This is a genomic window from Pedobacter sp., from assembly GCF_035317785.1.
Classification (GTDB): Bacteria; Bacteroidota; Bacteroidia; order Sphingobacteriales; family Sphingobacteriaceae; genus Pedobacter.
Genome location: NZ_DATHGC010000025.1, coordinates 1 through 20,967, shown reverse-complemented (window position 1 = coordinate 20,967; position 20,967 = coordinate 1). Strand labels below are relative to the sequence as shown.

Sequence of the window (20,967 nt, the reverse complement as noted above, 5' to 3'; positions counted from 1 at the left end):
CCTGACGTCAGCCGATTCCCGGATGGAAATCACATTTCTGGCATGTGTAGTACAGCTGCTCTGGTCAATGATTCCGCGGCCGCGGATGGTGATATTTTTGCCCCGGAGATCAAAAGTAGGCACATAACCCCTCAAGCCCGTGTCCTTGTTGGTCCAATACTTTTCTTCCGGCTTAATGATGCCGCGTACGATCGCTCCTCCGGCAATATAGACCGTCTTATTGTCCCCGACAGCGAGCGAACCAATCTCGTGGATTCCCGGACCAAAATAAATCACATTCGGGTCATCAGCACGGGGCACGTCTTTTTCCGGAGGATTGACAAAAATGTGCAGCGAGCGCACCCATTCCCCGTTGACCTCCACGGTCAGGTTCCTTGCTGAGGACACCCGGAAAGAAATCGTTTTGCCTTTAATTACTGGAACAATGCCCGCGGACTCAGGCAATACCTTAGCCTGTTTAACCAGAGCAGGCACAGTTACAGTCACGGTCACCGAGCCCGTCAGGTCAAAATAAGCAAAAGCCGCAGTATCAAAATAATCAGCAGAACTGACCTTATCATCCATTGCCTTAGCCCGTTTAACAGCGTCCGCAGGGGCGATTTTCGCCATATAGACCGGAACATCCGTTTTCCCTGCAGTGATCTTATAGAATTTGCTGAGCTGTTCACCTCCGGGCGCAGGATACACTGTAGCCTTGCCCGCAGGTAAAGGCGCTACTGGTCCTTTTGCCATACCCGTCAAAGAAATGACCAGCATCAAAAAGAATATAGGGATTCGCTTCATGATCCATTTGTTAACCTGATAAAGCTATCAATTATAAATAAGACCGTTTGTTATATCTTCTTTACAGAAGCAGCAGTGATCCAGCCCACGTTCCCATTGGGAAGCCCGATCCTGATCCATCCTTCGTTTTGCGCTGTGACACTTACTTTTAAGCCCTCATGGATCACAAATAAGGTCTTAAAACTATCTTTCGGGCCACTTTTCACGTTGACCGTACCGGCAAAAACTATGGCCCCATTGCTGCGCTTTAAATAACTGGTCTGCAGGCTGGCCATACACGTGATCAGCAGGGCAAGCACCAGCAGGACTATCCCGGAATAGAACGCAGGCCGCTTTATAGTAATGGAAACCGCGAAAAGATAGACGACCAATAAAGCAAAACCCAGCAAAAATCCAGCTGCGCTCAGCACAGACAACACCTCCGCAGGGCAAAACAAGAGAAAAGACCGCCACCATTTCGTCAGAAAGAATTCGGGTACCGCATCGATCTTATCTGCTATCTTCAAGTTCGCCAGCTGTATATTGACTTTAATATCGTCATCTCCGGGCGATAGTTTACCTGCCTTTTCATAATTCAATATCGCCAGGGGAATTTCTTCCTGCTTATAATAAGCATTACCCAGGTTAAAGTATACCTCAGCAGAAAAATATCCGGCAGACAGCACCTGCTCGTATGATGCAGCAGCCTCTTTATATTTCCCCTTTGCATACAGGTCATTTCCCTTCACAAACAGGTTTTCGGCTTTTTCACTGCCCTGCGAAAACAAAGGAAAAATAAGTAATAAAAGCAGTACATATCTATTTCTTCCCATAGCCTTATCCATAATTTTCAATATCACCAATGATATTTTTAGCTTTGTCAAATACTTCCTGTTCCGATATTCCCGATACCGGCGCATACCTGGCCATTTCACAGAGGTCCAGGGTACCCGTCAGCTGCAGGATCAATTCTTCACTTACAGCCTTTGTCCTGAGTTTCTCCCCAATATTTTCCCTGTTCAGATGTGCAGCAGAAATATTTAGTTTATCACTCAGATAACCGTACAAACCTCTGTAGATATCCTCATAGAAAGCATTTTTATTGCCCTCCAGCAATTGCTTTTTAGCATTCGCCAGATGTTTGGCGGCCACCTTATTGGCATTTCTGCCTTTTACAATGACCTGGTCTTTATTTTGTTCCCTGTACCATTTCCTGTAGCCAAAAGCGCCTAAAAACATCAGCGGGCCCAGACAGAGCAGGGAATAATACCAGCCCGAGCCATAAAATCCCTCTCCTTCTCTTTGCAGGGATCCATCTCCGCCCTTAATGTACCTGATGTCACTGCCCAGGGCTTTTATATCCTGCTGACCGGCAGAATAAGCGACAACACCCGATCCTGGTGCGCCTTTCGCAACCTTCACCGGGAATGAGCCTGTGGACAGCGTCACGTAACGCTGTGTGGCAGGATTAAAATAAGAAAACTTCAGCGCATCAATCGTGTAATTGCCTTCATGCCTCGGAATCAGCAGATAACTGTATTCCCTGCTGCCCGAAACACCGTTCAGGCTCTCGGTAATCTGATCGGTCACCTTAGGGTCGTACTTTTCAATATCGGCTGCAAGGTTCAGTTCAGGCGCCTTAAGCAATTTCAGATTACCGGATCCGGTGATCTTAAGGGTATAATTAAGGGCCTCGTTTGCCTTAATGGCCGATTTATCCAAAGCAGCGCCGACAGAGAAATTACCAACCGCACCCTGGAAACCGGCAGGTTTGCCCGCTTCCGGAAGTGGCTTGACATTGATCGTTACCGGTGCGCTCTTTATCTTATATTTTACATCCTCATACGAGCCGCCACCAAAGAACTGCTCAATAGGATCGTTTGACGGCGTAGTTTGCCTGACCACAAAGGTCATTCCCAGAGGATCAAGGGTCAATTTCCCAAATCGTTCGGGAAAAAGGATCACTTCTTTCAGCACGGCCACATGGTACCTGACTCCCTTATACTCCTCCACCGTCCACTCCACATTCTGGTTGTTCCTCTTGATCTCCTGACTCCAGAATCCGTTAAAATCCGGCAGTTTATCCGGCATATTGTCTACAATATTGATATTTGCATACAATTTATAGCTCACAGAGATCTGCTCTCCCTGGTACACATTGGTCTTATTGGCCACGGCCCGCAAAAACAAGCGCTTGGAGATGTCAGATGAATTGCCACTGGCCGGCCTGGCAGACTGGCCGCCCGCAGCCTGCTGCTGAGGAACAGACCTCCCCTTTACCACCCTGATCTTCACAGGATTTGACCGGTACTGTTTGCCGTTGATGGTCATTGATGCCGGACCGATGGTGTATTCCCCTTCTCTGGTACCTATCAACACATAACCGACGGAAATATTTACCGTAGTCGCACCGTTTACTGAACTGAAACTGGAGGACTGATTTGGTCCGCCCACTACCTGGAAACCATTAAATGCCGGCGGATCAAATGATTCCGGATTCCCGTTCGTTGAAAATGTGACCTCAAACTGCTCACCCGTCCCAACCTGGCCCGAACTCACAGACGCAGTCACCTTTATGGCCTGTCCAAAACCCAGGGCCGACCATAAAAGCAATACTGACAATAAATAATACCTAATTTTCATCACCCCCAATATATATCCTTTACCAGTCTTTAACAATACGTCCCTTCACCCCTTTTGCCTTTTTATTCCTGAGCTTGTCCTGGGTATTCTTTTCTTCATTTTTCAATGCTTCCAGCATCCGTTCCGCATCTTCTTTGCTCAGCTGATCCGGCTGTGGCTGCTGTCCGTTCTGCTGATCCTTCTGATCTTTCTTATCCTGGTCCTTGTTTTCGTCTTTCTTCTGGTCCTGTTTATTCTTATCGTCCTTTTTATCCTGATCCTTCTTGTCCTTGTTCTTCTGGTTCTGGTCCTTCTTGTCCTTGTTTTTATCCTTATCGTTCTTATCCTTGTTTTTCTCCTGCTCCTTTAGCTTTTCCATCGCATAGGCCAGATTGTACCGGGTCTCATCATCCTTCGGATTGTTCATCAGCGACTTCTTATAGGCCGCAATACTCTCCTCCAGTTTCTTAGACTCCAGCAAAGAATTTCCAAGATTGTGATAAGCCCCTGCCTTCACCTGCTTATTCTCAGAAGAACTGGCGATGTCTGTAAACTTCTGTGCAGCATTGTCAAACTTCTTTTGCCTGAAGAGTGCGTCCCCCAGGTTAAAATTACCCTGCACAGACTCCTTCGATTTTTCAACAGACTGCCGGTAACTCGCCTCAGCCTCGGCATATTTCTTTTGCATATACAGTTCGTTGCCCTTGTGTATATACTTCTTCTCCTTCTGCGCGTACAACGCAAAACCGGGTAATAGAATGCAAACGATGATGATCAACTGTTTCATTACTTTTTCACTTCAAACAAATTCAACTCACTCAGTCTTAAGTTTCTGCGGTTGGAGATAAAAAACTCCAAAACCAGCATCAATACCGCAAAGGCCAGGAAAAACTGAAACCTGTCCTCATAATTCTTAAACATCTTGCTGTTATAGGTCTTCTTTTCCATTTTAGCCACCTGGTCCATGATTAGGCCCAGGCCGCTATTGGCATTGGATGCCCGTACATAGACACCTCCGCCCGCTGCAGAAATTTCCTTACACATGGGTTCATTCAGCTTGGTTACCACAGTCTGTCCCTTTTCATCCTTGCGAAAACCTACCGGGCTGCCATTGCTGTAGATGGGTACTGGCGAGCCCTCAGGAGATCCCAAACCGATCACATGGATGGCTACATCCTTTTCTGCTGCTCTTCTTGCGGAACCAACCGCATCATCCTCATGATTTTCTCCGTCAGTCATCAGGATCATGGCCCTGCCCGATCCGTTTACCAGATCAAAAGACTTCATCCCCATATCAATGGCCGCACCAATAGCCGTGCCCTGTGTAGGCACAATGTCTGTGGTAATGTTGTTCAAAAACAATTTGGCCGCAGAATAATCTGTCGTGATGGGCAACTGTACATAAGCCTCCCCCGCGAAAATGATGATTCCTATCCGGTCGTTGTGCAGGTTATCTATCAGCTGTGAAACCGCCCTTTTTGCATTTTCCAAACGGTTGGGTGCAAGATCTCCGGCCAGCATACTATTGGAAACATCCAGCAGTATCATCAGATCAGAGCCCATACGCTTGCCCTCTTCCACCTTAGTCCCAATCTGCGGATTGGCTACCCCTATCACAACAGAAATATAAGCAAGCAGGAAAAACAGGAATTTTAGTCCAGGCCTTGTAAAAGAAACCTCAGGGATCATCTTTAGCACCGTTGCCCTGTTGCCCAGTGAAGCCAGGGCCTTCCTTTTCCAGCGGCGAACCACAAAAAATAAGATCACCATTAAAGGCACCGCAGCCAGGCTCCACAAAAACGCTATGTGTTCAAAACGTAACATATCTTAAGTTAAAGCTCCTTTAAACCATGTATTTTTTAATAAGAAATCCAGCAGCAAAAGCACCAGGGCAAGCACCGCAAAAGGCAGAAACCTTTCCGTCTTTTTATGGTACTGGGTCACCGCAATCTTAGCCTTTTCCAGCTTATCGATCTGCTGATAGATCTGTCTTAATTTTTCATTGTTGGTCGCCCGGAAATATTGGCCACCGGTTATTTTTGCAATATTAGAAAGCGTAGCCTCGTCAATGGTCACGGGAACCTGCTGGTACTGTACTCCAAAAGGGGTTTTGACCGGATAGGGCGCATAGCCCTTGGTACCTACCCCCACTGTATAAACCCTGACATTCATCTGTTTGGCAATCTCCGCAGCCGTAGCCGGCGGAATAGATCCAGATGTATTTGAACCATCAGTCAGTAAAATGATGACCTTACTTTTGGCCTCGCTGTCTTTAAGCCGGTTTACTGCTGTAGCCAGTCCCATTCCTATTGCCGTCCCGTCCTCAATCATTCCGTTAGTGATGTCTTTAAACAAGTTGATCAGCACATCGTGGTCAATCGTAAGCGGGCACTGCGTAAAGCTCTCGCCGCTAAAAACCACCAGGCCAATCCGGTCATCCGGTCTGTCCTTTATAAAATCTATGGCAATGTTCTTTCCCGCTTCCAGGCGGTTGGGTTTCAGGTCCTCGGCAAGCATACTGCCCGAAATATCGGTTGCGATCACAATGTCTATTCCCTCAGTTGTGGTATCCTGCCAGCTCAGTGCAGATTGCGGCCTTGCCAGCGCAACGATCAGTGCAAGCAAAGCGAATGACTTCAGCACAATACTATAATGCCGCAAAAAAAGATAGCTGCTTTTTACTTTCAGAAATCCGGACATGGCCGACATCCGGAGCGAACCCTGCAGCCTTTCCCGGCGCCAGATGTACCAGCCCACCATTACGGGGATCAGTAACAGCAGCCAGAAAAAACCCTTATTGGCAAATTCAATTCCTCTAAACCAGTCCATTGTCATCCTGTACTTTATTTTCTCCCTTATTTTCTGATTCCGAACCCGGTAATTGATCCTGCATCCGTGTCTGTTCTATAAAACCGATGGCATCGTCCATAGATTGCTCATTTTCATGACCTGCCGGCCGTGCCTTCGCAAATTTCACCAGGTCAGCCAGCAGCAAAGTTTCTTTCAGTGAATTTCTGCTTTCCGCAGGCATTTTCACCGCTTTCAACCCCGAAAGGATCTCCTCCGAGGTCTGTTCCTGTGCGCTGATCAGGTATCTTTTTTCCAGGTATAACCTGATGATATCGGTCAGCTCACTATAGTAAGCCTTTACCTCACCTTGCTGCCACAATTTCTTCTCCTTCAATGCTGCCAGCTGTTCCAGTGCGGTGACATGCAAGGGTACCAATGGCAGCCTCTTTTCAGCCACAGGCTTCGGCTTTCTTATTTTTCGGAAATAATACCAAAGCCCGAACAGCACCAGCAGGACAGCCAGGCCCGCAGCTACCCAGTGCCAGTTGTCCCGCAGCCAGTCCATAAAAGTATAGGAAACCGCCAGGGGCTGTTTGATGTCATAAATGGCTTTGGTGGTATCGACCGCTACCGCCTTTACTTCAAGCGGAAGGGCTTCGGTAGTAAAATTCTTACCACCGCTCTGAAATACCAGTGCCGGCACCATCTGCAGTCCCGGATCAAAAGAAGTGATCACATACGATCTGCTGATCAGCTTCAGGCCAGGTTTGTTCTTATCCGTCAGCGTATCAGCCCTGCCTGCCGAAACGATCTGCACTTTGGCAGAAAGCGTATCAGCCAGTAAGGGGAAACTCACCGTACCATTCGCCGGCAGTTCAGCCGAGAGGTGCAGCACCGTCTGGTCACCCAGCAAAATACTGGTCTTATCCAGCCTGGCATTTACTTTTATGTCCTGTGCCTGGCCCTGGTAAGCCGTCCCAAGGCAGAGCACCATTAACCATAAGCAGCTAAAATTTACAATCTTCATCATCGCTTTATCTTCTGGCTCCCCGTTTTTTAAATAATGTCATCAATGGTTTCACATACGATTCATGGGTACCTATCTGCGTAAAATCGACGCCAGACTTTTTAAACGCATTTTCCAGTCTGCCTTTACGCTCCAGCGCAGCCGATTTAAAAGCGAAGCGCACTTGCTTATTACCTGTATTCACCCAGGCGATCTGCCCGCTCTCCTCGTCCCTCACCGGGATCAGCCCCAGATTAGGGAACTCTTCCTCATGCACGTCAAAAAGCCTCAGGCCCACCAGGTCATGCTTTCTGCTGGCTATCTTCAGCTCGCTCTCAAAAGTATCACTGATAAAATCGGAGATCAGAAAGGCAGTACACCTCTTTTTAATCGCACTGGTAAAATACTGCAGCGCCTGCGCCACATTGGTCCCCTTGTGCTGAGGCTTAAAATCGATCAGTTCCCGGATGATCATCAGGATATGCGACCTTCCCTTTTTCGGCGGAATAAATTTTTCTACCTGATCACTGAAAAACAGCACGCCCACCTTATCATTGTTCTGTATCGCAGAAAATGCCAGTACCGCGCAAATTTCTGTAGCCAGCTCCTGCTTTTGCTGAATCTGTGTACCAAAATTCTTTGACCCGCTCACATCCACCAGCAGCATCACCGTCATTTCCCGCTCCTCGTCAAATACTTTTACATAAGGATGGTTAAAGCGGGCTGTCACGTTCCAGTCTATCGTCCTGATCTCATCACCCATCTGGTATTCGCGTACCTCGCTAAAGGCCATACCCCGCCCTTTGAAGGCCGAATGGTATTCACCGGAAAAGATCTGATTGCTCAAACCCCTGGTTTTGATCTCGATCTTTCTTACTTTTTTTAACAGGTCCTTGGTATCCATAAACTATGGTACTTCAATAGCATTCAATATTCCTGTAATGATCTTTTCAGTCGTATAATCTTCGGCCTCAGCTTCGTAACTCAGACCGATACGGTGCCTCAGTACGTCATGACAGATCGCCCTCACATCCTCAGGGATCACATATCCGCGTCTCCTGATAAAAGCATACGCTTTTGCGGCCAGTGCCAGATTAATTGATGCCCTCGGCGATGCGCCAAAGCTGATCAGGTTTTTATAGTCGGCCAGCTTATACTGCTCCGGGAAACGGGTGGCAAATACGATATCAATGATATACTGTTCGATCTTCTCGTCCATGTACACATCCTTCACGACCTTTCTGGCGCGGATGATGTCATCGGTATGCAGGATCGTATTTGGCTTCTGCATTCCCTGCGGGGCAATATTGGCCCTCATGATCTTTTTCTCGTCCTCACGCTGAGGATAGTCGATCACGACCTTGAGCATGAACCTGTCTACCTGTGCTTCAGGCAAAGGATAGGTTCCCTCCTGCTCTATCGGGTTTTGTGTGGCCAGTACTAAAAATGGTTCCGGAAGTTTATAGGTTTCATCACCCAACGTCACCTGACGCTCCTGCATGGCCTCCAGCAAGGCACTCTGCACCTTTGCCGGCGCCCTGTTGATCTCATCCGCAAGGATAAAATTGGAGAACAATGGTCCTTTTCTAACTATAAATTCTTCTTTTTTCTGATTATAGATCATGGTTCCCAGCAAATCTGCCGGCAACAGGTCGGGTGTAAACTGAATGCGGCTGAAACCGGCATCGATACATTTTGACAAAGTATTGATGGCCAGTGTTTTTGCAAGCCCTGGCACACCTTCCAGCAGGATATGGCCATTGGCCAGCAGGCCGATCATCAGGCGCTCGACCATGTAGCGCTGTCCTACGATCACCTTATCCATCTCTAAAAAAAGGAGATCAATAAATGCGCTTTCCTTTTGTATCATTTCGTTCAGCGCACTGATATCGGTGCCGTACGATGAATTTTCAGTAATAATATTTGCTTCTTCCATTTCGGATACAATTTTTGAGTTGCGAAAATTAGGCAAACCATATACTTCCTGCAAATTATAAGCTGGATAGTAAATGTTAAAATATGTTAAAGTACAGCAATTTCCTTATCCATGTGTCCAATATGAGTCTATGATGTATCTAAAATGGTTTTATTATTTGGTAATAATTGGTTAAGGTTTGCTTAAGTATTGATTAAGGGTTGGTTAAGGTCTGGTTAACCTACAGCTTAGTCAAACCTTGTTTAATCCTTAATTATTTATTATTAAAAAAATAATTAAGGAGAATACCATATCGGACGCACATATAACCTGCGTACTACCCGGGTCTACTGAAATTAATCCCGATAACCGTTTGCAAAAGAATTTTGCTTAAAATTGCCAAAAAAAAGATTTATGTTAGCTCACCACGTTTTATTCTGGCTAAATGCCGATACCACAGCAGATCAAAAAGATGCATTTAAGAGGGGTCTTGAATCACTGGAAAACATTGAAACTGTAAAAACATTCCACATCGGCACTCCCGCCCCGATCGACCGTCCGGTGGTAGACACGACCTATACTTATTCACTGACCATCATTTTCGAAGATCTTGCCGGTCATGATGTCTACCAGGTACACGACCTGCACAAAGCATTTTTGGATCAGTTCCGCGTTCTGTTTGAAAAAGTTGTCATCTACGACGCACACTAGTACCTGATCCGGAAACGTACGTTCCTCAAAGAACTGATTATTTAATTTCAACAGCGATTATATTGCTGTTTCTGCCGCCGCGGAAGGGTTCCGTGCGCAGGGACAGGATCAGTTTATATTTCCCGGCAGTTGCAGGTGCTTTAATGGTACCTGTAATTTCTGCGGAAGCTCCTGCCGGTATATTCAATTGCTCAAGGTTGGCCTGCACGGGCTTGAAATCCTCCAGAACATCACCCTTTTTAAAACTGTATTCCAGGTAACATTTCCACTTTTGATTTTTATTGCCCAACACTAACGGTTCATCATATGGATTGGTGATCTTCAGCTTTAAAGTGCGAAGCGCCCCTGTTTTCCAGCCGGCCGGCACAGTAAGCGGGTTCACCGAAACCTTTTGGTACATTCTTACACTGTCTATCCATGTTCCGTAATAAATGCCCTTTTCTGTTCTGATGGTATCCTGTAGCTTGTATTCACTATATTCATTGTCTAAGACCAGGTAAGCTTTTTTGTGCCGGATACTGTCTTCCAGGGGCCAGATGTCGTACTGGTTTTTCCGGTAATTCCGGGAATCGTAACTGAAACCTTTGGTACTGCGCGTATAATAATTGTAACGGGAAGGGGCCTGAAATGAGTCGTAAAAGATCACAGGATAGTTACCAGCTTTTTGCCGGATCTGCTTTGCCCATTCTTCATTGCTAAAATAATAGGCCACTATCCTTACTTTTTTCAAAGCATCGAGCGGAACAATAAGGACCAGGCGCACCAGGATCACTAAAGCGATGTTGGCGATAGCGAGCCGCTCAAACCATCTGGCCACAGGTCTGTCAGCTAAGGCAATATAGGCCAGTATAAAAAGACAAAGCATTGCCGGTAAAGTCCAGTGGGCTTCTACCCTGCCTTTGAGCGTGCTGAAAAGGAAAAAAATAAAGATCCCGTAACAGTTAAATTTAAGCGCCCTGATGAAACTATCTGATGTTTTCAGTACTGCTGCAGAGCTGTACAGGTACCAGCCGACCAGCGGTCCGGCCAGTGCCAGTTGTGCCAGCAGGTATTCTGTGGTATACCGGAATTTATAAAATGCGGCTGAACGGTCAATTACATGATAATAAAAAGAAGGATAATTGTTTTGTACCTGCCACCAGATGTGCGGCAAAAAGACGAGTATAGAAACCAGCACAATGCCCCAGAAAGAACGTCTCTGAAGCAATTTGAGGTTGGAAATCACTGTAAAGAAGAGTACAAGGATGGCATGGTATTTACTATAGAGCAGGCAGGCGATCACCAGGGCAAGCAGCAGCGCCCACTTCCGGTTGTCTTCCTTTTCATAGCGCTGGTATACATAAAAGAAAAGAACTGTAAAAAATGCCAGCGGTGCATCTGGTGTAGTGATAAAGCCGTAAACATGGAACAAGACCACAGATCCGAACAGGAGAATGAAGAGTTTTATGTTGACCGCATAAGGCTTTAACATCTGCCAGAGAAAATAGACGGATAAAGTGCTGGTCAAAACAGTAATCAGTCTGAGGCCAAGTGTAGATCCGGATATGGCATCTCCTGTTTTGATGAATAAAGCCACCATTGGCGGATGGTCAAAATAACCCCAGTCGAGAAATCTGGAATACATCCAATAATAGGCCTCATCCGCATGCACTTCCACAAATGCCGCCTGTATCAGGTTGAGCAAAACCCATATACCTAAAAAAATGAAGAGTATATTATCGGAGCTTTTCCTGTTGACCGGCATTAAAATCAATTTTACGAAATAAAATAGCTATTGGCCCGTAAAGGTATAAAGATAATTTGCAAAGAAGTTCCAAAGCGATACAAACACGATCGCGCAGGCTTTGGCCAGGTAAAAATTCCATTTGAGCTTATCATGGAGCAGATAGATCAGCGAATTGCTCAGTGCAAGCCCTACCACCGAAACGACAAAGAATTTACCAAACTGAATGATATAGGCGGGGTCCTGGTTGTGAAAAGTCCAGTAACGGTTTAAGCTATAGTTTGTTCCGGTGGCCACCAAAAAACCAAGCGAGTTTGAGATGTACTTGTGGACCCTGAGCTTTTTCTTGAAAAAATAGGTAACCCCGAAATCCACGATCAGGCCGGAAAAACCCACCAATCCAAACTTTAAAAATTTAAAAAAGAAAGCTTTATTGAATTCTATTGCCAAAACAGGGGTCATATGGATTTCTTTCTGGCAAAAGTAAGATATAATTCTATTTTTGTAGTAAAATATGCAGGTTGATCAATCTTTTTAAATATCAGACACCGTCTAAGTACGCCTTAGCGTTTAGGGATACTTACAGCTTTATTAATCTCAAACAAATCAAATTGCTCAGCACTGCAATGTTTGCGCTGTCTGTCTGCGTGCGCATTGCTTCATTATTCTATAGCGAAGAACTCAGGCAAGTTCCCAACATCATGGAATACAACATCAGCAACCTGACCCAGCTCACTGCCTACTTTTTCTTTATCTTATTGAGTACCATGGCTATTCGTTCAAAGAAGTGGACAATAGACCAGCGAAACTTGCTGACCCTCGCTTTTACCTTATTTTTACTGGGAATTACTTTTTTCATCAGCTATATCTATTCACAGCACAATACCAGAAATACACTGACCGTATTCCTGATCGGGGTAGTTATGGTGAGTATTTTCTTTTCCCTGGAGTTCAAATACATTGCGATACTTGCTGTATTTGTGATGCTTTTGTTTGTAATTGGAATGGTGGTGCCAAGTTTAAGTCCGGCACAACGGTTATTTAATGTCATTGCGGGGGTAATACTGGCCTTCGTGCTGTACATCTGCTCGAGGTACAGCTATTTTTTCAAATCACAGCATTTTATACAGCTCAAGCAGCTGGAAGAGAAAAATGAGGAGATCAACAATCTGAATCGCCTGAAAGGCGAGATTCTGGCTTTTGTAGCACATGACCTTCGCACACCGTTAAACAATATAGAGGCCCTGAGCGGCATCGTCATAGAAGAAGAAGGCGGCAACCCAAAACCGGAGATGCAAATGATCCTGAGTGCTGCTGTTCATGCCAAGCACATCATCAATGACCTCATTGAGGTAGTTCAGGAAGACAGAAAGCCTCTGCAGGTTCAAAAAACAGAGATGATCGCTTATCTGGAGCGGATCTGTGCCAGCTGGCAGTCAAATGCAGATCAGCCCCGAAGGGTCGAACTGTCGGCAAATGTAAAATCCATTGTTGCCAGTATCAATGCACCTAAATTTACCAGGGTACTGGACAACCTGATTGGCAATGGTATAAAATTTTCTCCGCCTGACAGCCAAATCCAAATCTCAGCATCTGCGAGCAAAGAACATTGCACCATTCAGATTAAAGATTTTGGAATTGGAATACCCGAACATTTGCAGGGGATGCTCTTTGACCAGTTCTCAAAAGCCGGCCGCCCGGGTCTGCGCGGTGAGAAATCAATAGGACTGGGCCTGCACATTTCCAGGCAAATCATAGAACAGCACGGCGGCAGGCTAACGGTAGAAAGTAAAGAAAATGAAGGCACGGCCTTCACCATCTTCATCCCTGTTTTGGCTTGACAGCCGGAGCACAACTGGCCTCAGTTTAAATTGAATTTGTCATTATTGATCTTCACAACATTGGAAGTGAAAATGATACCGACGATCAGAATTCCGATCACTATGGCCAGTGCGATCTGAAGCGCAGAGTACAATTTACTGCCGGACACCATAAATGCAGAATCCTTGATCAGCTCCTGCCCAACCTGCTTTTGTATCGCCATCAGTTCAGATAGTTTTTGAATGGAAAGATCTGCGGAGGCTCTTCCCGTATTTTCATAAAGTTTCCTCGCAGACGCCAGATCACGGGCCTTTAATAACTGTAGTATGCTGTTTTCAGCCTGAACATTATTAAACAGTCTTTTATCCAGTTCATTAAGTTTTGCTTTTTCCTGTTTTACGAGTAATGTCTTTTTGTATTTACGGATCAGGCTGTCGATGGCGGTATTGAAACCTTTTAACTTTTCAGTGAGCACCGTCTGATCCTCAATCTGCTGCTGAGACGAATAGAGCGCTTCTTCAAGCAATGATTTTTTGGCATTGGCTTTTTCAGCGATGTAAAAAAGATCTGTGGCCGGTATGAGGCGGTCATTGTACATGGACACAAATGATTCGTTCATGCTTTTTACGCTCTGGTCTTCCAGGAACCTGATCAAAATAGAACAGGTCATTACTGCAAAAAGCAGGGCAGCAATACGGATCTTTTGTTTAACAGAAAATGCAAGTCTCATACAGATGGGTTAGCCCCTATTCTTCAGCAGGGGAAGTAAACATACTTTGGGCAAAATTTACTAAAAATAGTTCTTTTTTTGCTCTTGTCACCCCTGTATAAAGCCACCTCAGAAAATCAAGGTCCACCATGTCATCTGTCAGGTAGCCCTGGTCAACAAATACAGCGTCCCACTGCCCGCCCTGCGCTTTGTGGCAAGTCACCGCATAGGCAAACTTGATCTGGAGCGCGTTGTAATAAGGATCTTCTTTGATGGCCAGAAAGCGCTCACGCTTATTGCTCAGGTGACTATAATCTTCATTCAATCCTTCAAACAGCTTATTGCTGAGGTCAAAAGAAAGGTTCGGCGTTTCTGCCGTCAGCGTATCCAGCATGACTTTGCAGGTAATTTCCCCGGCTTCGGGAAAATCAAGAAATTCAAGCTGAACTTCACAAAATCTGAAGCCATAGCGCTCTTCTGTATTTCTTACCCTTTTGATCAGGGCCATATCGCCATTGGCAATAAAAGCCGCAGACTCATTTTCCGGCAGCCAGAAATAATTGTTTTTCACCACCATGATCTGGTCACCTCCCGTCAGCTCTTCTTCCCGGTATAAAAGCCTGGCCCTGATCTGCTGGTTGTATCCGTTGGCCGATTTGTTGGACCTGCAGACCACCAGGGCATTTTCCATTCCAAACTTATTGTAGGCATACTCCAGTCCTTCCACCAGCTTTACGCCGTTCATCCTAAAAATATCTTTATAGTTTTTGGTGATGAATTTTGGAAGGGCAATCTTCTCTGTCTGATCTTTATGGATCAGTTTACGCAGCATGGTGGCATTGGCCAATATGCCCGATTTTTTTTCCTGCCGTACGACTTCTTTCAGTTCAACAGCGATGACTTTTAGCCCAAAACCGTCTTGGATGTACTGATTGTTCAGGGCGGGACTGTCCAGGCTTCCTACCGGGGGGAGCTGTGCGGTATCTCCCACAAAGACCACTGCACAGTTCTTACGGTTATACACATATTCCATCAGGTCTTTGAGCAGTGAGGAACCCGACTGAACGTTCATTTCATCAGCGATCATGGAGGCTTCATCTACGATGAACAAGGTGTGTTCGGCAAGGTTTGGCGCCAGCTGAAATGACATATCCATAGCTACTGAAGACTTCTTCCTGTAGATCTTCTTGTGGATGGTGAGTGCCTTGCGGCCGGTATAGGTACTCATTACCTTGGCAGCCCGTCCTGTTGGTGCCAGTAAGACCGGCCTCAGGCCAAATCCCGGCAGCGCCTTTACCAGTGCACCCACCGACGTGGTTTTACCGGTACCGGCATACCCGCGCAGGATAAAGCACTGTTCATCCAGCTGCCTTGTTAAAAACAAAGCCATTTCGGTACAGAAAACAAGCTGTTCATCTGTCGGGGTAAACTGATAAGACCGAGCGATTGCGGAAGCTTTATCCATTTAACAAATATGCGATGGTGATGTTATAGAAAAAAGAATTAATTTTGTTTATATGAACAGCAAAAATAGCATATTATTAGTTGATCCGGAGTTTGACCCAAATACGGCTGCAGATTGCGATCTATTGATAAAAGTTGGTCCGGATAGTTTTTCTTATGCCATTATTGACAAAAGCTGCAACCAGGTCAAAGCTGTTTATGATCAGCAGGAATGTGAAGATGCGGGAATTGCGCTTGCCGCGAAGCTGAAAAGTGACAATTATTTAAGCCTGTCTTTTAAAGCCGTCAAAGTTGCCGTATATACAGAAAATTCCATAGCCATTCCTGATGAATTGTTTGACCCGGCAGGGCTGAACCAGTATGCAAAGTATTTTTCCAAAGAACAATCGGTTACCTTATATGTGCAGCCTCTTCCTGACTATGGCTTTACGGCTATTTTTAACCTGACGGAGTTTATAGAAGATACACTGAGTGCTTCGTTGACCAGCAGCAAACGCTATGACCAATCTGCAGCACTGCTGGCCCTTGCCAAAGGAAAAACATCCAGGTCATTATTGCTGGATTTTACAGTTGGAAGTTTCAATGCCGCTTATGTAAATGAAGGTCAGCTGGTATTTCAAAGATGCTTTCAGACCGAGAATACAGAGGAACTCAATTATTACCTGCTGCTGATCATTAACCAGCTTAAGATGGATGCTGCACAAACAGCGGTTCATTTAAGCGGGATCATCCATCAAGATGACGGCAATTATCAATGTATCTCAAAATATTTCAAAGACATACATTTTAACAGAAGCACAAGCAATGAAATGGACAGCAGGATCCTGGATGATATGCCGGCGCATTATTACAGCAGTTTATTAGCACTTGACCTATGCGAATAATAGGCGGCAGATTAAAGGGAATACGCTTCAGCGCTCCCGAAAGCTTACCTGTAAGGCCGACTACAGATATGGCCAAGGAAGCCCTGTTCAATATCCTTTACAATACTTATGATTTTGACAGCTGTGATGTGCTGGACCTTTTTTGCGGCACTGGCAACATCAGTTTTGAATTTGCTTCGAGAGGTATCCATAAGGTTACGGCAGTAGACAAACATTCAGGCTGTGTGTACTGGGTAAAATCAGTCATCCAAAAATATGGACTGGAACAAATAGATGTTCAAAAGGGGGATGTATTTAAGTTTCTGGAGCATCACAAGGCGTCTTACCAGATCATTTTTGCTGATCCGCCTTACGATTTGCCGACCATACCTCTGATACCGGAACTGGTCATGAAAAATAATTTATTAACTGATAACGGGATGCTGATCGTAGAACATCCTTCTTTATTGAAGTTAAATAACATTCCCGGCTATACTGAGATCAGGAGATATGGCAATTCATCGTTTAGCTTCTTTGAAAAACCCAAGTTATAATTATGAAAACTGCACTGTTCCCGGGTTCATTCGATCCCATCACCATAGCTCATGTAGATATCTTACTGCGGGCTTTGCCTTTGTTCGACAAAGTTGTGGTCGGCATAGGACTAAACAGCTCCAAGCAGGGGTTTTTATCTGCCGAAAAAAGAGAAGAGATTGTAAGGGCTGTTTTTTCAGCACATGCCAATATAGAAGTGCAGTTATATGAAGGCCTGACAGTCGATTTTTGCCGGAAGGTCAATGCCCGTTATATGGTGAGGGGCGTACGCTCAGTTTCAGATTTTGAATATGAAAAAGCCATCGCACAGATCAATCAGACCATGATGCCTGAAGTAGAGACCATTATCATATTGAGCAAACCTGAATATTCGGCCATCAGTTCTACTATTGTGCGCGAAATATTGCGAAACAACGGAGATGTAAGTAAATTTCTGCCCCCGGAAGCTATACCTTTTTTATAGCGGCCAGCACCGGTTTTACCACAATATTATCTGCCAAAAGTCCTCCCGCTTCCAATACCTGAACTATTGAGGGATAGGTATTTTTTAATACCGGACTGAGTTCAAGTTTGCTCAGCCAGCTGGCTTTTGTGATGCCCTCTTCCTTTTGAGGAATGAGCTTGGGTTCGCCTTTGACAGTCATGCTGTACCAATTGGTTTTTTTCAGCACCAATCTATTGTCCAGCTGGTAAACATGATAGGTCTTGCATAACTTTTCGTCGTTGGTAAAGATCTTCACGCCACACTCTTCTTCTACCTCACGCAGCGCGGCTTCTTTCATTTTTTCATCTTTTTCCACCTTGCCTTTCGGCAGGTCCCACTTTTTATTCCGGAAGATGAAGAGGTAACTGCCTTTGGCATTCTTAACCAGGCCGCCGGCCGCCTTGATCATTTCACAACTTTTCCTGATCTTTTTAAACAATTTTTTAGGGTCGGGATCCAGCAGGATATAGTCTTTTCCGGACACTCTTGCTAAATTTTTATAGAATATTTGAAAGTCAAAATACTGTACATCAACTTGTTGTATTTTCTTGATCTGTTTAGGCATCAAATCTGCTATAAACAAAGTGTTATCGTTAATATAAATTCTGTAATTTTGGGCCATGTATAATAAAAGTGATATTGAATTAAAGGTAGCTGAATTTTTATTACAAATTAAAGCAATAAAGTTACAACCTAATAATCCATTTACATGGGCGTCTGGTTGGAAATCCCCGATCTATTGTGACAACAGGATCACACTTTCCCATCCATCGGTCAGAACTTACATCAGGCAGAAGCTTACGCAGCTGATCCAGGAAGAATTTGGGTCGGTTGATCTTATTGCAGGTGTTGCCACTGCAGGCATCCCGCAAGGCGCATTGGTAGCGCAGGAACTTGGACTGCCATTTGCCTATGTACGGTCAAAAGCTAAAGAGCACGGCACAGGAAGCCTGATAGAAGGAGAAATAGTGGAAGGACAACGTGTAGTAGTGATAGAAGATCTGATCTCAACAGGAAAGAGCAGTTTGCAGGCCGTTGACGCGCTGAGAAATGCCGGCTTATCTGTTGCCGGTCTGGTAGCGATATTCACTTACGGCTTTGATCAGGCAGACGAGAATTTCAAAGAAGCGAAATGCCGTTATGCCACACTTTCAAATTACAATACACTAATTCAATACGCAGCGGAACATAGCTTCATTGGGCCAAATGATGTCGATCTGTTGACAAAATGGCGCAGGAACCCTTCTGAATGGGGCAAGGAATTAGAGCAACTAACTTAAGATCACAATGACAGTAATAGAAAGCACTGCCGAAATAAATTTGCCGGTGGCAAAAGTATATGCTTTTTTGGCAGATCTGAATAACCACAAGCAACTGATGCCGGAGAATATCTATAACTGGTCCTCAACGGAGGATGAAGCCAGTTTTACCATTCAGAACATGGCTAAACTTGCCATCAGGATCTCCAGCCGTATAGAAAATCAGGAACTCACTGCCTTGCCTACAGAAAAACCGCCGTTTGATGTGGAATTGAAGTGGACGGTTGCTGATAACGGAGCAGGCGGCACAATTGCCAAACACATCCTCTCAGCCGATCTGAACATGATGATGAAAATGCTGGCCGCAGGCCCGCTTCAGAAACTGGCAGATTACCAGACAAGCAGACTGGCTGAAGTTTTGAAGTAATATATTAACAAAAGGTTAAGTTAATGTTACCCGATGTAGTTTAATCTTACATAAATATAATTTTAAACTCAGCCTTAGTTGATGTAATTTTAAGTCATGAATTATCCCGTTTTCATCTTCCACGAACTGACGTTCAGACTTTCGGAAATCAGTCCTGAAATAGGAGCTTACGATTCCAGTTTTGTCCGTGAGGATAGCTTTGTTATCCATACCACAAATGGCGAAATCGAGGTAGACAGCGAAATTATTGCCAAACAGTACAAAAATCCGAGACTGCTCTCCAGGGAAGACCTTAATGTGCTTGTAAAAAAGTTCCATGTTATGGAAAAACGTTCGCTTGCTATTCACTAACCCAAACTTTCTTCTGTTCAGTTTGTTTTGTTATTTTCAAGTTAAATCATTAAATAACTCCTTATGAAACTGAAGCTTACCCTTATTTTTTTGCTATCTGCATGCGTATCGTTTACTCAGGCACAACGGATAGCTCCGGATCAGGAAAAGGTTGAGGGCGGCGAGCTCACCATTCAGCCGGTTACTCATGCCACACTGGTACTCACCTTCAAGAACAAGAATATTTATGTTGACCCCACAGGTGGCACCGATGCATTTAAAGGACTCGGGGCTCCGGACATCATTCTTGTAACAGACATCCACGGTGATCATTTTGATCTTAAGACAATCGAAGCCATCAATACCAACAAAGCGACACTTGTTGTTCCTCAGGCCGTGGCTGATAAGCTGCCGGCCAGTTATGACAAGGAAAAGCTGGTCATTTTGAAGAACGGTGACAAAACTACGCAGGCTGGTATTTCGATTACTGCTTTTCCCATGTATAATCTTCCCGATGCCGAAAATGCAAGTTATCATACCAAAGGAAGAGGTAACGGTTATGTGTTAACAATCGGCGGCAAAAATGTCTATATCTCAGGTGATACGGCAGATACGCCCGAAATGCGTGCTTTAAAAAACATTGATATTGCCTTTGTTTGCATGAACCTGCCGTATACGATGGATGTAAATGGAGCCGCACAGGGTGTACTGGCATTTAAACCTAAGGTCGTTTATCCGTATCCTTACAAAGGACAGGATGTAAAAATATTTAAAGTCCTGGTGAATACCGGCGATAAAAACATAGATGTCAGGTTGCGTGAGTGGTATCCGGCGGCAAAATAGTTTACGGCGAAAATTAAGAAGGTAACTTCATCATTCTCATTACAAAGAAGAACCCGGCAGCAGCAATAACCAGGGCAGCGGTAGTGCCCCACCACAGTACATCAAAACCATATGCAGCGGCGACACGGGTGCCAATAAAAGGTGAAAAAATATGACCAAAAGAAAAGGATAGGGCATTGAGTGCCATATACGCTCCTCTTTTTTTCATCGATGACCGCTGCAGGGCAACCGTAGACATAAAGGGTACGGCCAGTATTTCGGCAATACAGATCACGAACATCGAGATGTACAACACCGGAATGCCCCTGGCAAGGTTTAAGATGAGAAAGGACAAGGCACACAATAAAGTACCTGTTATGATCGCAGTGCGGGCGGTAAAATTCCGCTCCGCAATATGGACCAGAAGCATCTCCAAGAGAAAGACCACCAGTCCGCTAAATGCCATAATTATCCCGATTTCCATTTCAGACAGCTCATAAACCGTTCTGTAATAGAGCGGAAGTGTGCTCAATAGTTGTAAAAAGCAAATGGCAAATACGGCACAAAGCAGACTAAAAAGCAGATAAGGAAGATCGCGATAGGGAGATCTGTCCAGGACCTGGTTTTGCGGATCATCAGCTACTTCCTTAGTTTTTTTATTGCCTTTTAAATTTCTGAAATACAGAAAGAACAGCAGACCAGAG

General features: G+C 45.0%; 23 protein-coding genes and 1 pseudogene. 9 read left to right on the top strand and 15 right to left on the bottom strand.

Translation table 11 applies throughout. The features are described from left to right. From VK541_RS02140 to VK541_RS02100, 9 genes and pseudogenes are all read right to left on the bottom strand, one after another. Positions 1-783: pseudogene (locus VK541_RS02140) on the bottom strand (hypothetical protein); the annotation flags it as partial. Between the two features lie 50 nt (positions 784-833). Continuing rightward, positions 834-1,595, bottom strand: coding sequence for a tetratricopeptide repeat protein (locus tag VK541_RS02135; RefSeq protein ID WP_324366464.1), 762 nt, complete (start codon positions 1,593-1,595; stop codon positions 834-836). A gap of 4 nt (positions 1,596-1,599) precedes the next feature. Continuing rightward, entirely contained in the window at positions 1,600-3,405 is a 1,806-nt protein-coding gene (locus VK541_RS02130) for a BatD family protein (RefSeq protein WP_324366462.1), read from the bottom strand. A 19-nt stretch (positions 3,406-3,424) separates the two neighbouring features. Beyond that, entirely contained in the window at positions 3,425-4,171 is a 747-nt protein-coding gene (locus tag VK541_RS02125; RefSeq protein ID WP_324366460.1) for a tetratricopeptide repeat protein, read from the bottom strand. Next, a complete protein-coding gene (locus tag VK541_RS02120) occupies positions 4,171-5,208 on the bottom strand; it encodes a VWA domain-containing protein (RefSeq protein WP_324366458.1) in 1,038 nt (345 codons plus the stop codon). The genes VK541_RS02125 and VK541_RS02120 overlap by 1 nt, the downstream gene beginning before the upstream one ends. A 3-nt stretch (positions 5,209-5,211) precedes the next feature. After that, positions 5,212-6,213: a VWA domain-containing protein gene (locus VK541_RS02115; protein ID WP_324366456.1), complete on the bottom strand. Its 1,002-nt coding sequence runs from the start codon at positions 6,211-6,213 to the stop codon at positions 5,212-5,214. Next, positions 6,200-7,204 carry a hypothetical protein gene (locus VK541_RS02110; RefSeq protein WP_324366454.1) on the bottom strand — a complete coding sequence of 335 codons (1,005 nt, stop codon included), beginning with the start codon at positions 7,202-7,204 and terminating at the stop codon, positions 6,200-6,202. The genes VK541_RS02115 and VK541_RS02110 overlap by 14 nt, the downstream gene beginning before the upstream one ends. 4 nt (positions 7,205-7,208) lie before the next feature. Then, on the bottom strand, positions 7,209-8,084 hold the full coding sequence (locus VK541_RS02105) for a DUF58 domain-containing protein (RefSeq protein ID WP_324366452.1): 876 nt from the start codon (positions 8,082-8,084) through the stop codon (positions 7,209-7,211). Positions 8,085-8,087: 3 nt separating this feature from the next. Beyond that, the gene (locus VK541_RS02100) at positions 8,088-9,050 is read right to left on the bottom strand and encodes an AAA family ATPase (RefSeq protein ID WP_414692599.1); all 963 of its coding nucleotides are present in this window, start codon (positions 9,048-9,050) and stop codon (positions 8,088-8,090) included. 459 nt (positions 9,051-9,509) lie between these two features. Between VK541_RS02100 and VK541_RS02095 the strand changes: the two genes are divergently transcribed. Next, complete coding sequence (locus tag VK541_RS02095; RefSeq protein ID WP_324366448.1) at positions 9,510-9,806, top strand: Dabb family protein; 297 nt, start codon at positions 9,510-9,512, stop codon at positions 9,804-9,806. A 37-nt stretch (positions 9,807-9,843) separates the two neighbouring features. Here the strand turns inward: VK541_RS02095 and VK541_RS02090 are convergent, their stop codons facing one another. Further along, positions 9,844-11,550: an ArnT family glycosyltransferase gene (locus VK541_RS02090; RefSeq protein ID WP_324366446.1), complete on the bottom strand. Its 1,707-nt coding sequence runs from the start codon at positions 11,548-11,550 to the stop codon at positions 9,844-9,846. Positions 11,551-11,577: 27 nt separating this feature from the next. Then, on the bottom strand, positions 11,578-11,991 hold the full coding sequence (locus tag VK541_RS02085; protein ID WP_324366444.1) for a GtrA family protein: 414 nt from the start codon (positions 11,989-11,991) through the stop codon (positions 11,578-11,580). Between the two features lie 149 nt (positions 11,992-12,140). Between VK541_RS02085 and VK541_RS02080 the strand changes: the two genes are divergently transcribed. After that, on the top strand, positions 12,141-13,370 hold the full coding sequence (locus VK541_RS02080; RefSeq protein WP_324366442.1) for a HAMP domain-containing sensor histidine kinase: 1,230 nt from the start codon (positions 12,141-12,143) through the stop codon (positions 13,368-13,370). A 20-nt stretch (positions 13,371-13,390) separates the two neighbouring features. Here the strand turns inward: VK541_RS02080 and VK541_RS02075 are convergent, their stop codons facing one another. Then, complete coding sequence (locus VK541_RS02075; protein ID WP_324366440.1) at positions 13,391-14,080, bottom strand: MCP four helix bundle domain-containing protein; 690 nt, start codon at positions 14,078-14,080, stop codon at positions 13,391-13,393. A gap of 16 nt (positions 14,081-14,096) precedes the next feature. Beyond that, positions 14,097-15,524 carry an ATP-dependent DNA helicase gene (locus VK541_RS02070; protein ID WP_324366438.1) on the bottom strand — a complete coding sequence of 476 codons (1,428 nt, stop codon included), beginning with the start codon at positions 15,522-15,524 and terminating at the stop codon, positions 14,097-14,099. A 52-nt stretch (positions 15,525-15,576) separates the two neighbouring features. Between VK541_RS02070 and VK541_RS02065 the strand changes: the two genes are divergently transcribed. Genes VK541_RS02065 through coaD form a run of 3 tightly spaced genes read left to right on the top strand, consistent with a single transcriptional unit; the run spans position 15,577 to position 17,404 of the window. After that, complete coding sequence (locus VK541_RS02065) at positions 15,577-16,407, top strand: DUF3822 family protein (protein WP_324366436.1); 831 nt, start codon at positions 15,577-15,579, stop codon at positions 16,405-16,407. Further along, positions 16,398-16,940, top strand: a complete 543-nt coding sequence (locus tag VK541_RS02060) for an RsmD family RNA methyltransferase (protein ID WP_324366434.1) — start codon at positions 16,398-16,400, stop codon at positions 16,938-16,940. Before VK541_RS02065 ends, VK541_RS02060 begins: the two co-directional genes overlap by 10 nt. 2 nt (positions 16,941-16,942) lie before the next feature. Next, positions 16,943-17,404, top strand: coding sequence for a pantetheine-phosphate adenylyltransferase (gene coaD, locus VK541_RS02055; protein WP_324366432.1), 462 nt, complete (start codon positions 16,943-16,945; stop codon positions 17,402-17,404). Here the strand turns inward: coaD and VK541_RS02050 are convergent. Further along, complete coding sequence (locus VK541_RS02050) at positions 17,388-17,990, bottom strand: NUDIX hydrolase (RefSeq protein WP_324366430.1); 603 nt, start codon at positions 17,988-17,990, stop codon at positions 17,388-17,390. The two genes, coaD and VK541_RS02050, sit on opposite strands and share 17 nt — an antisense overlap. Positions 17,991-18,045: 55 nt before the next feature. On the opposite strand from VK541_RS02050, the gene pyrE reads away from it, so the two are divergent. The 4 genes from pyrE to VK541_RS02030 all read left to right on the top strand — a co-directional run bounded on the left by pyrE (position 18,046) and on the right by VK541_RS02030 (position 20,284). Continuing rightward, on the top strand, positions 18,046-18,705 hold the full coding sequence (gene pyrE / locus VK541_RS02045; protein WP_324366428.1) for an orotate phosphoribosyltransferase: 660 nt from the start codon (positions 18,046-18,048) through the stop codon (positions 18,703-18,705). Between the two features lie 7 nt (positions 18,706-18,712). After that, entirely contained in the window at positions 18,713-19,111 is a 399-nt protein-coding gene (locus tag VK541_RS02040; protein WP_324366426.1) for an SRPBCC family protein, read from the top strand. A gap of 96 nt (positions 19,112-19,207) precedes the next feature. Further along, the gene (locus VK541_RS02035; RefSeq protein ID WP_324366424.1) at positions 19,208-19,462 is read left to right on the top strand and encodes a hypothetical protein; all 255 of its coding nucleotides are present in this window, start codon (positions 19,208-19,210) and stop codon (positions 19,460-19,462) included. A gap of 63 nt (positions 19,463-19,525) precedes the next feature. After that, positions 19,526-20,284 carry an MBL fold metallo-hydrolase gene (locus tag VK541_RS02030; RefSeq protein ID WP_324366422.1) on the top strand — a complete coding sequence of 253 codons (759 nt, stop codon included), beginning with the start codon at positions 19,526-19,528 and terminating at the stop codon, positions 20,282-20,284. 13 nt (positions 20,285-20,297) lie between these two features. On the opposite strand, the gene VK541_RS02025 is transcribed toward VK541_RS02030, so the two are convergent. Further along, a partial coding sequence (locus VK541_RS02025) for an MFS transporter (RefSeq protein WP_324366419.1) occupies positions 20,298-20,967 on the bottom strand: 670 nt, incomplete at its 5' end.

Coding starts and splice junctions, on each gene's coding strand:
- VK541_RS02135 (WP_324366464.1), bottom strand. CDS start 1,595: ATGGGAAGAAATAGATATGTACTGCTTTTATTACTTATTTTTCCTTTG.
- VK541_RS02130 (WP_324366462.1), bottom strand. CDS start 3,405: ATGAAAATTAGGTATTATTTATTGTCAGTATTGCTTTTATGGTCGGCC.
- VK541_RS02125 (WP_324366460.1), bottom strand. CDS start 4,171: ATGAAACAGTTGATCATCATCGTTTGCATTCTATTACCCGGTTTTGCG.
- VK541_RS02120 (WP_324366458.1), bottom strand. CDS start 5,208: ATGTTACGTTTTGAACACATAGCGTTTTTGTGGAGCCTGGCTGCGGTG.
- VK541_RS02115 (WP_324366456.1), bottom strand. CDS start 6,213: ATGGACTGGTTTAGAGGAATTGAATTTGCCAATAAGGGTTTTTTCTGG.
- VK541_RS02110 (WP_324366454.1), bottom strand. CDS start 7,204: ATGATGAAGATTGTAAATTTTAGCTGCTTATGGTTAATGGTGCTCTGC.
- VK541_RS02105 (WP_324366452.1), bottom strand. CDS start 8,084: ATGGATACCAAGGACCTGTTAAAAAAAGTAAGAAAGATCGAGATCAAA.
- VK541_RS02100 (WP_414692599.1), bottom strand. CDS start 9,050: ATGATACAAAAGGAAAGCGCATTTATTGATCTCCTTTTTTTAGAGATG.
- VK541_RS02095 (WP_324366448.1), top strand. CDS start 9,510: ATGTTAGCTCACCACGTTTTATTCTGGCTAAATGCCGATACCACAGCA.
- VK541_RS02090 (WP_324366446.1), bottom strand. CDS start 11,550: ATGCCGGTCAACAGGAAAAGCTCCGATAATATACTCTTCATTTTTTTA.
- VK541_RS02085 (WP_324366444.1), bottom strand. CDS start 11,991: ATGACCCCTGTTTTGGCAATAGAATTCAATAAAGCTTTCTTTTTTAAA.
- VK541_RS02075 (WP_324366440.1), bottom strand. CDS start 14,080: ATGAGACTTGCATTTTCTGTTAAACAAAAGATCCGTATTGCTGCCCTG.
- VK541_RS02070 (WP_324366438.1), bottom strand. CDS start 15,524: ATGGATAAAGCTTCCGCAATCGCTCGGTCTTATCAGTTTACCCCGACA.
- VK541_RS02065 (WP_324366436.1), top strand. CDS start 15,577: ATGAACAGCAAAAATAGCATATTATTAGTTGATCCGGAGTTTGACCCA.
- VK541_RS02060 (WP_324366434.1), top strand. CDS start 16,398: ATGCGAATAATAGGCGGCAGATTAAAGGGAATACGCTTCAGCGCTCCC.
- coaD (WP_324366432.1), top strand. CDS start 16,943: ATGAAAACTGCACTGTTCCCGGGTTCATTCGATCCCATCACCATAGCT.
- VK541_RS02050 (WP_324366430.1), bottom strand. CDS start 17,990: ATGCCTAAACAGATCAAGAAAATACAACAAGTTGATGTACAGTATTTT.
- pyrE (WP_324366428.1), top strand. CDS start 18,046: ATGTATAATAAAAGTGATATTGAATTAAAGGTAGCTGAATTTTTATTA.
- VK541_RS02040 (WP_324366426.1), top strand. CDS start 18,713: ATGACAGTAATAGAAAGCACTGCCGAAATAAATTTGCCGGTGGCAAAA.
- VK541_RS02035 (WP_324366424.1), top strand. CDS start 19,208: ATGAATTATCCCGTTTTCATCTTCCACGAACTGACGTTCAGACTTTCG.
- VK541_RS02030 (WP_324366422.1), top strand. CDS start 19,526: ATGAAACTGAAGCTTACCCTTATTTTTTTGCTATCTGCATGCGTATCG.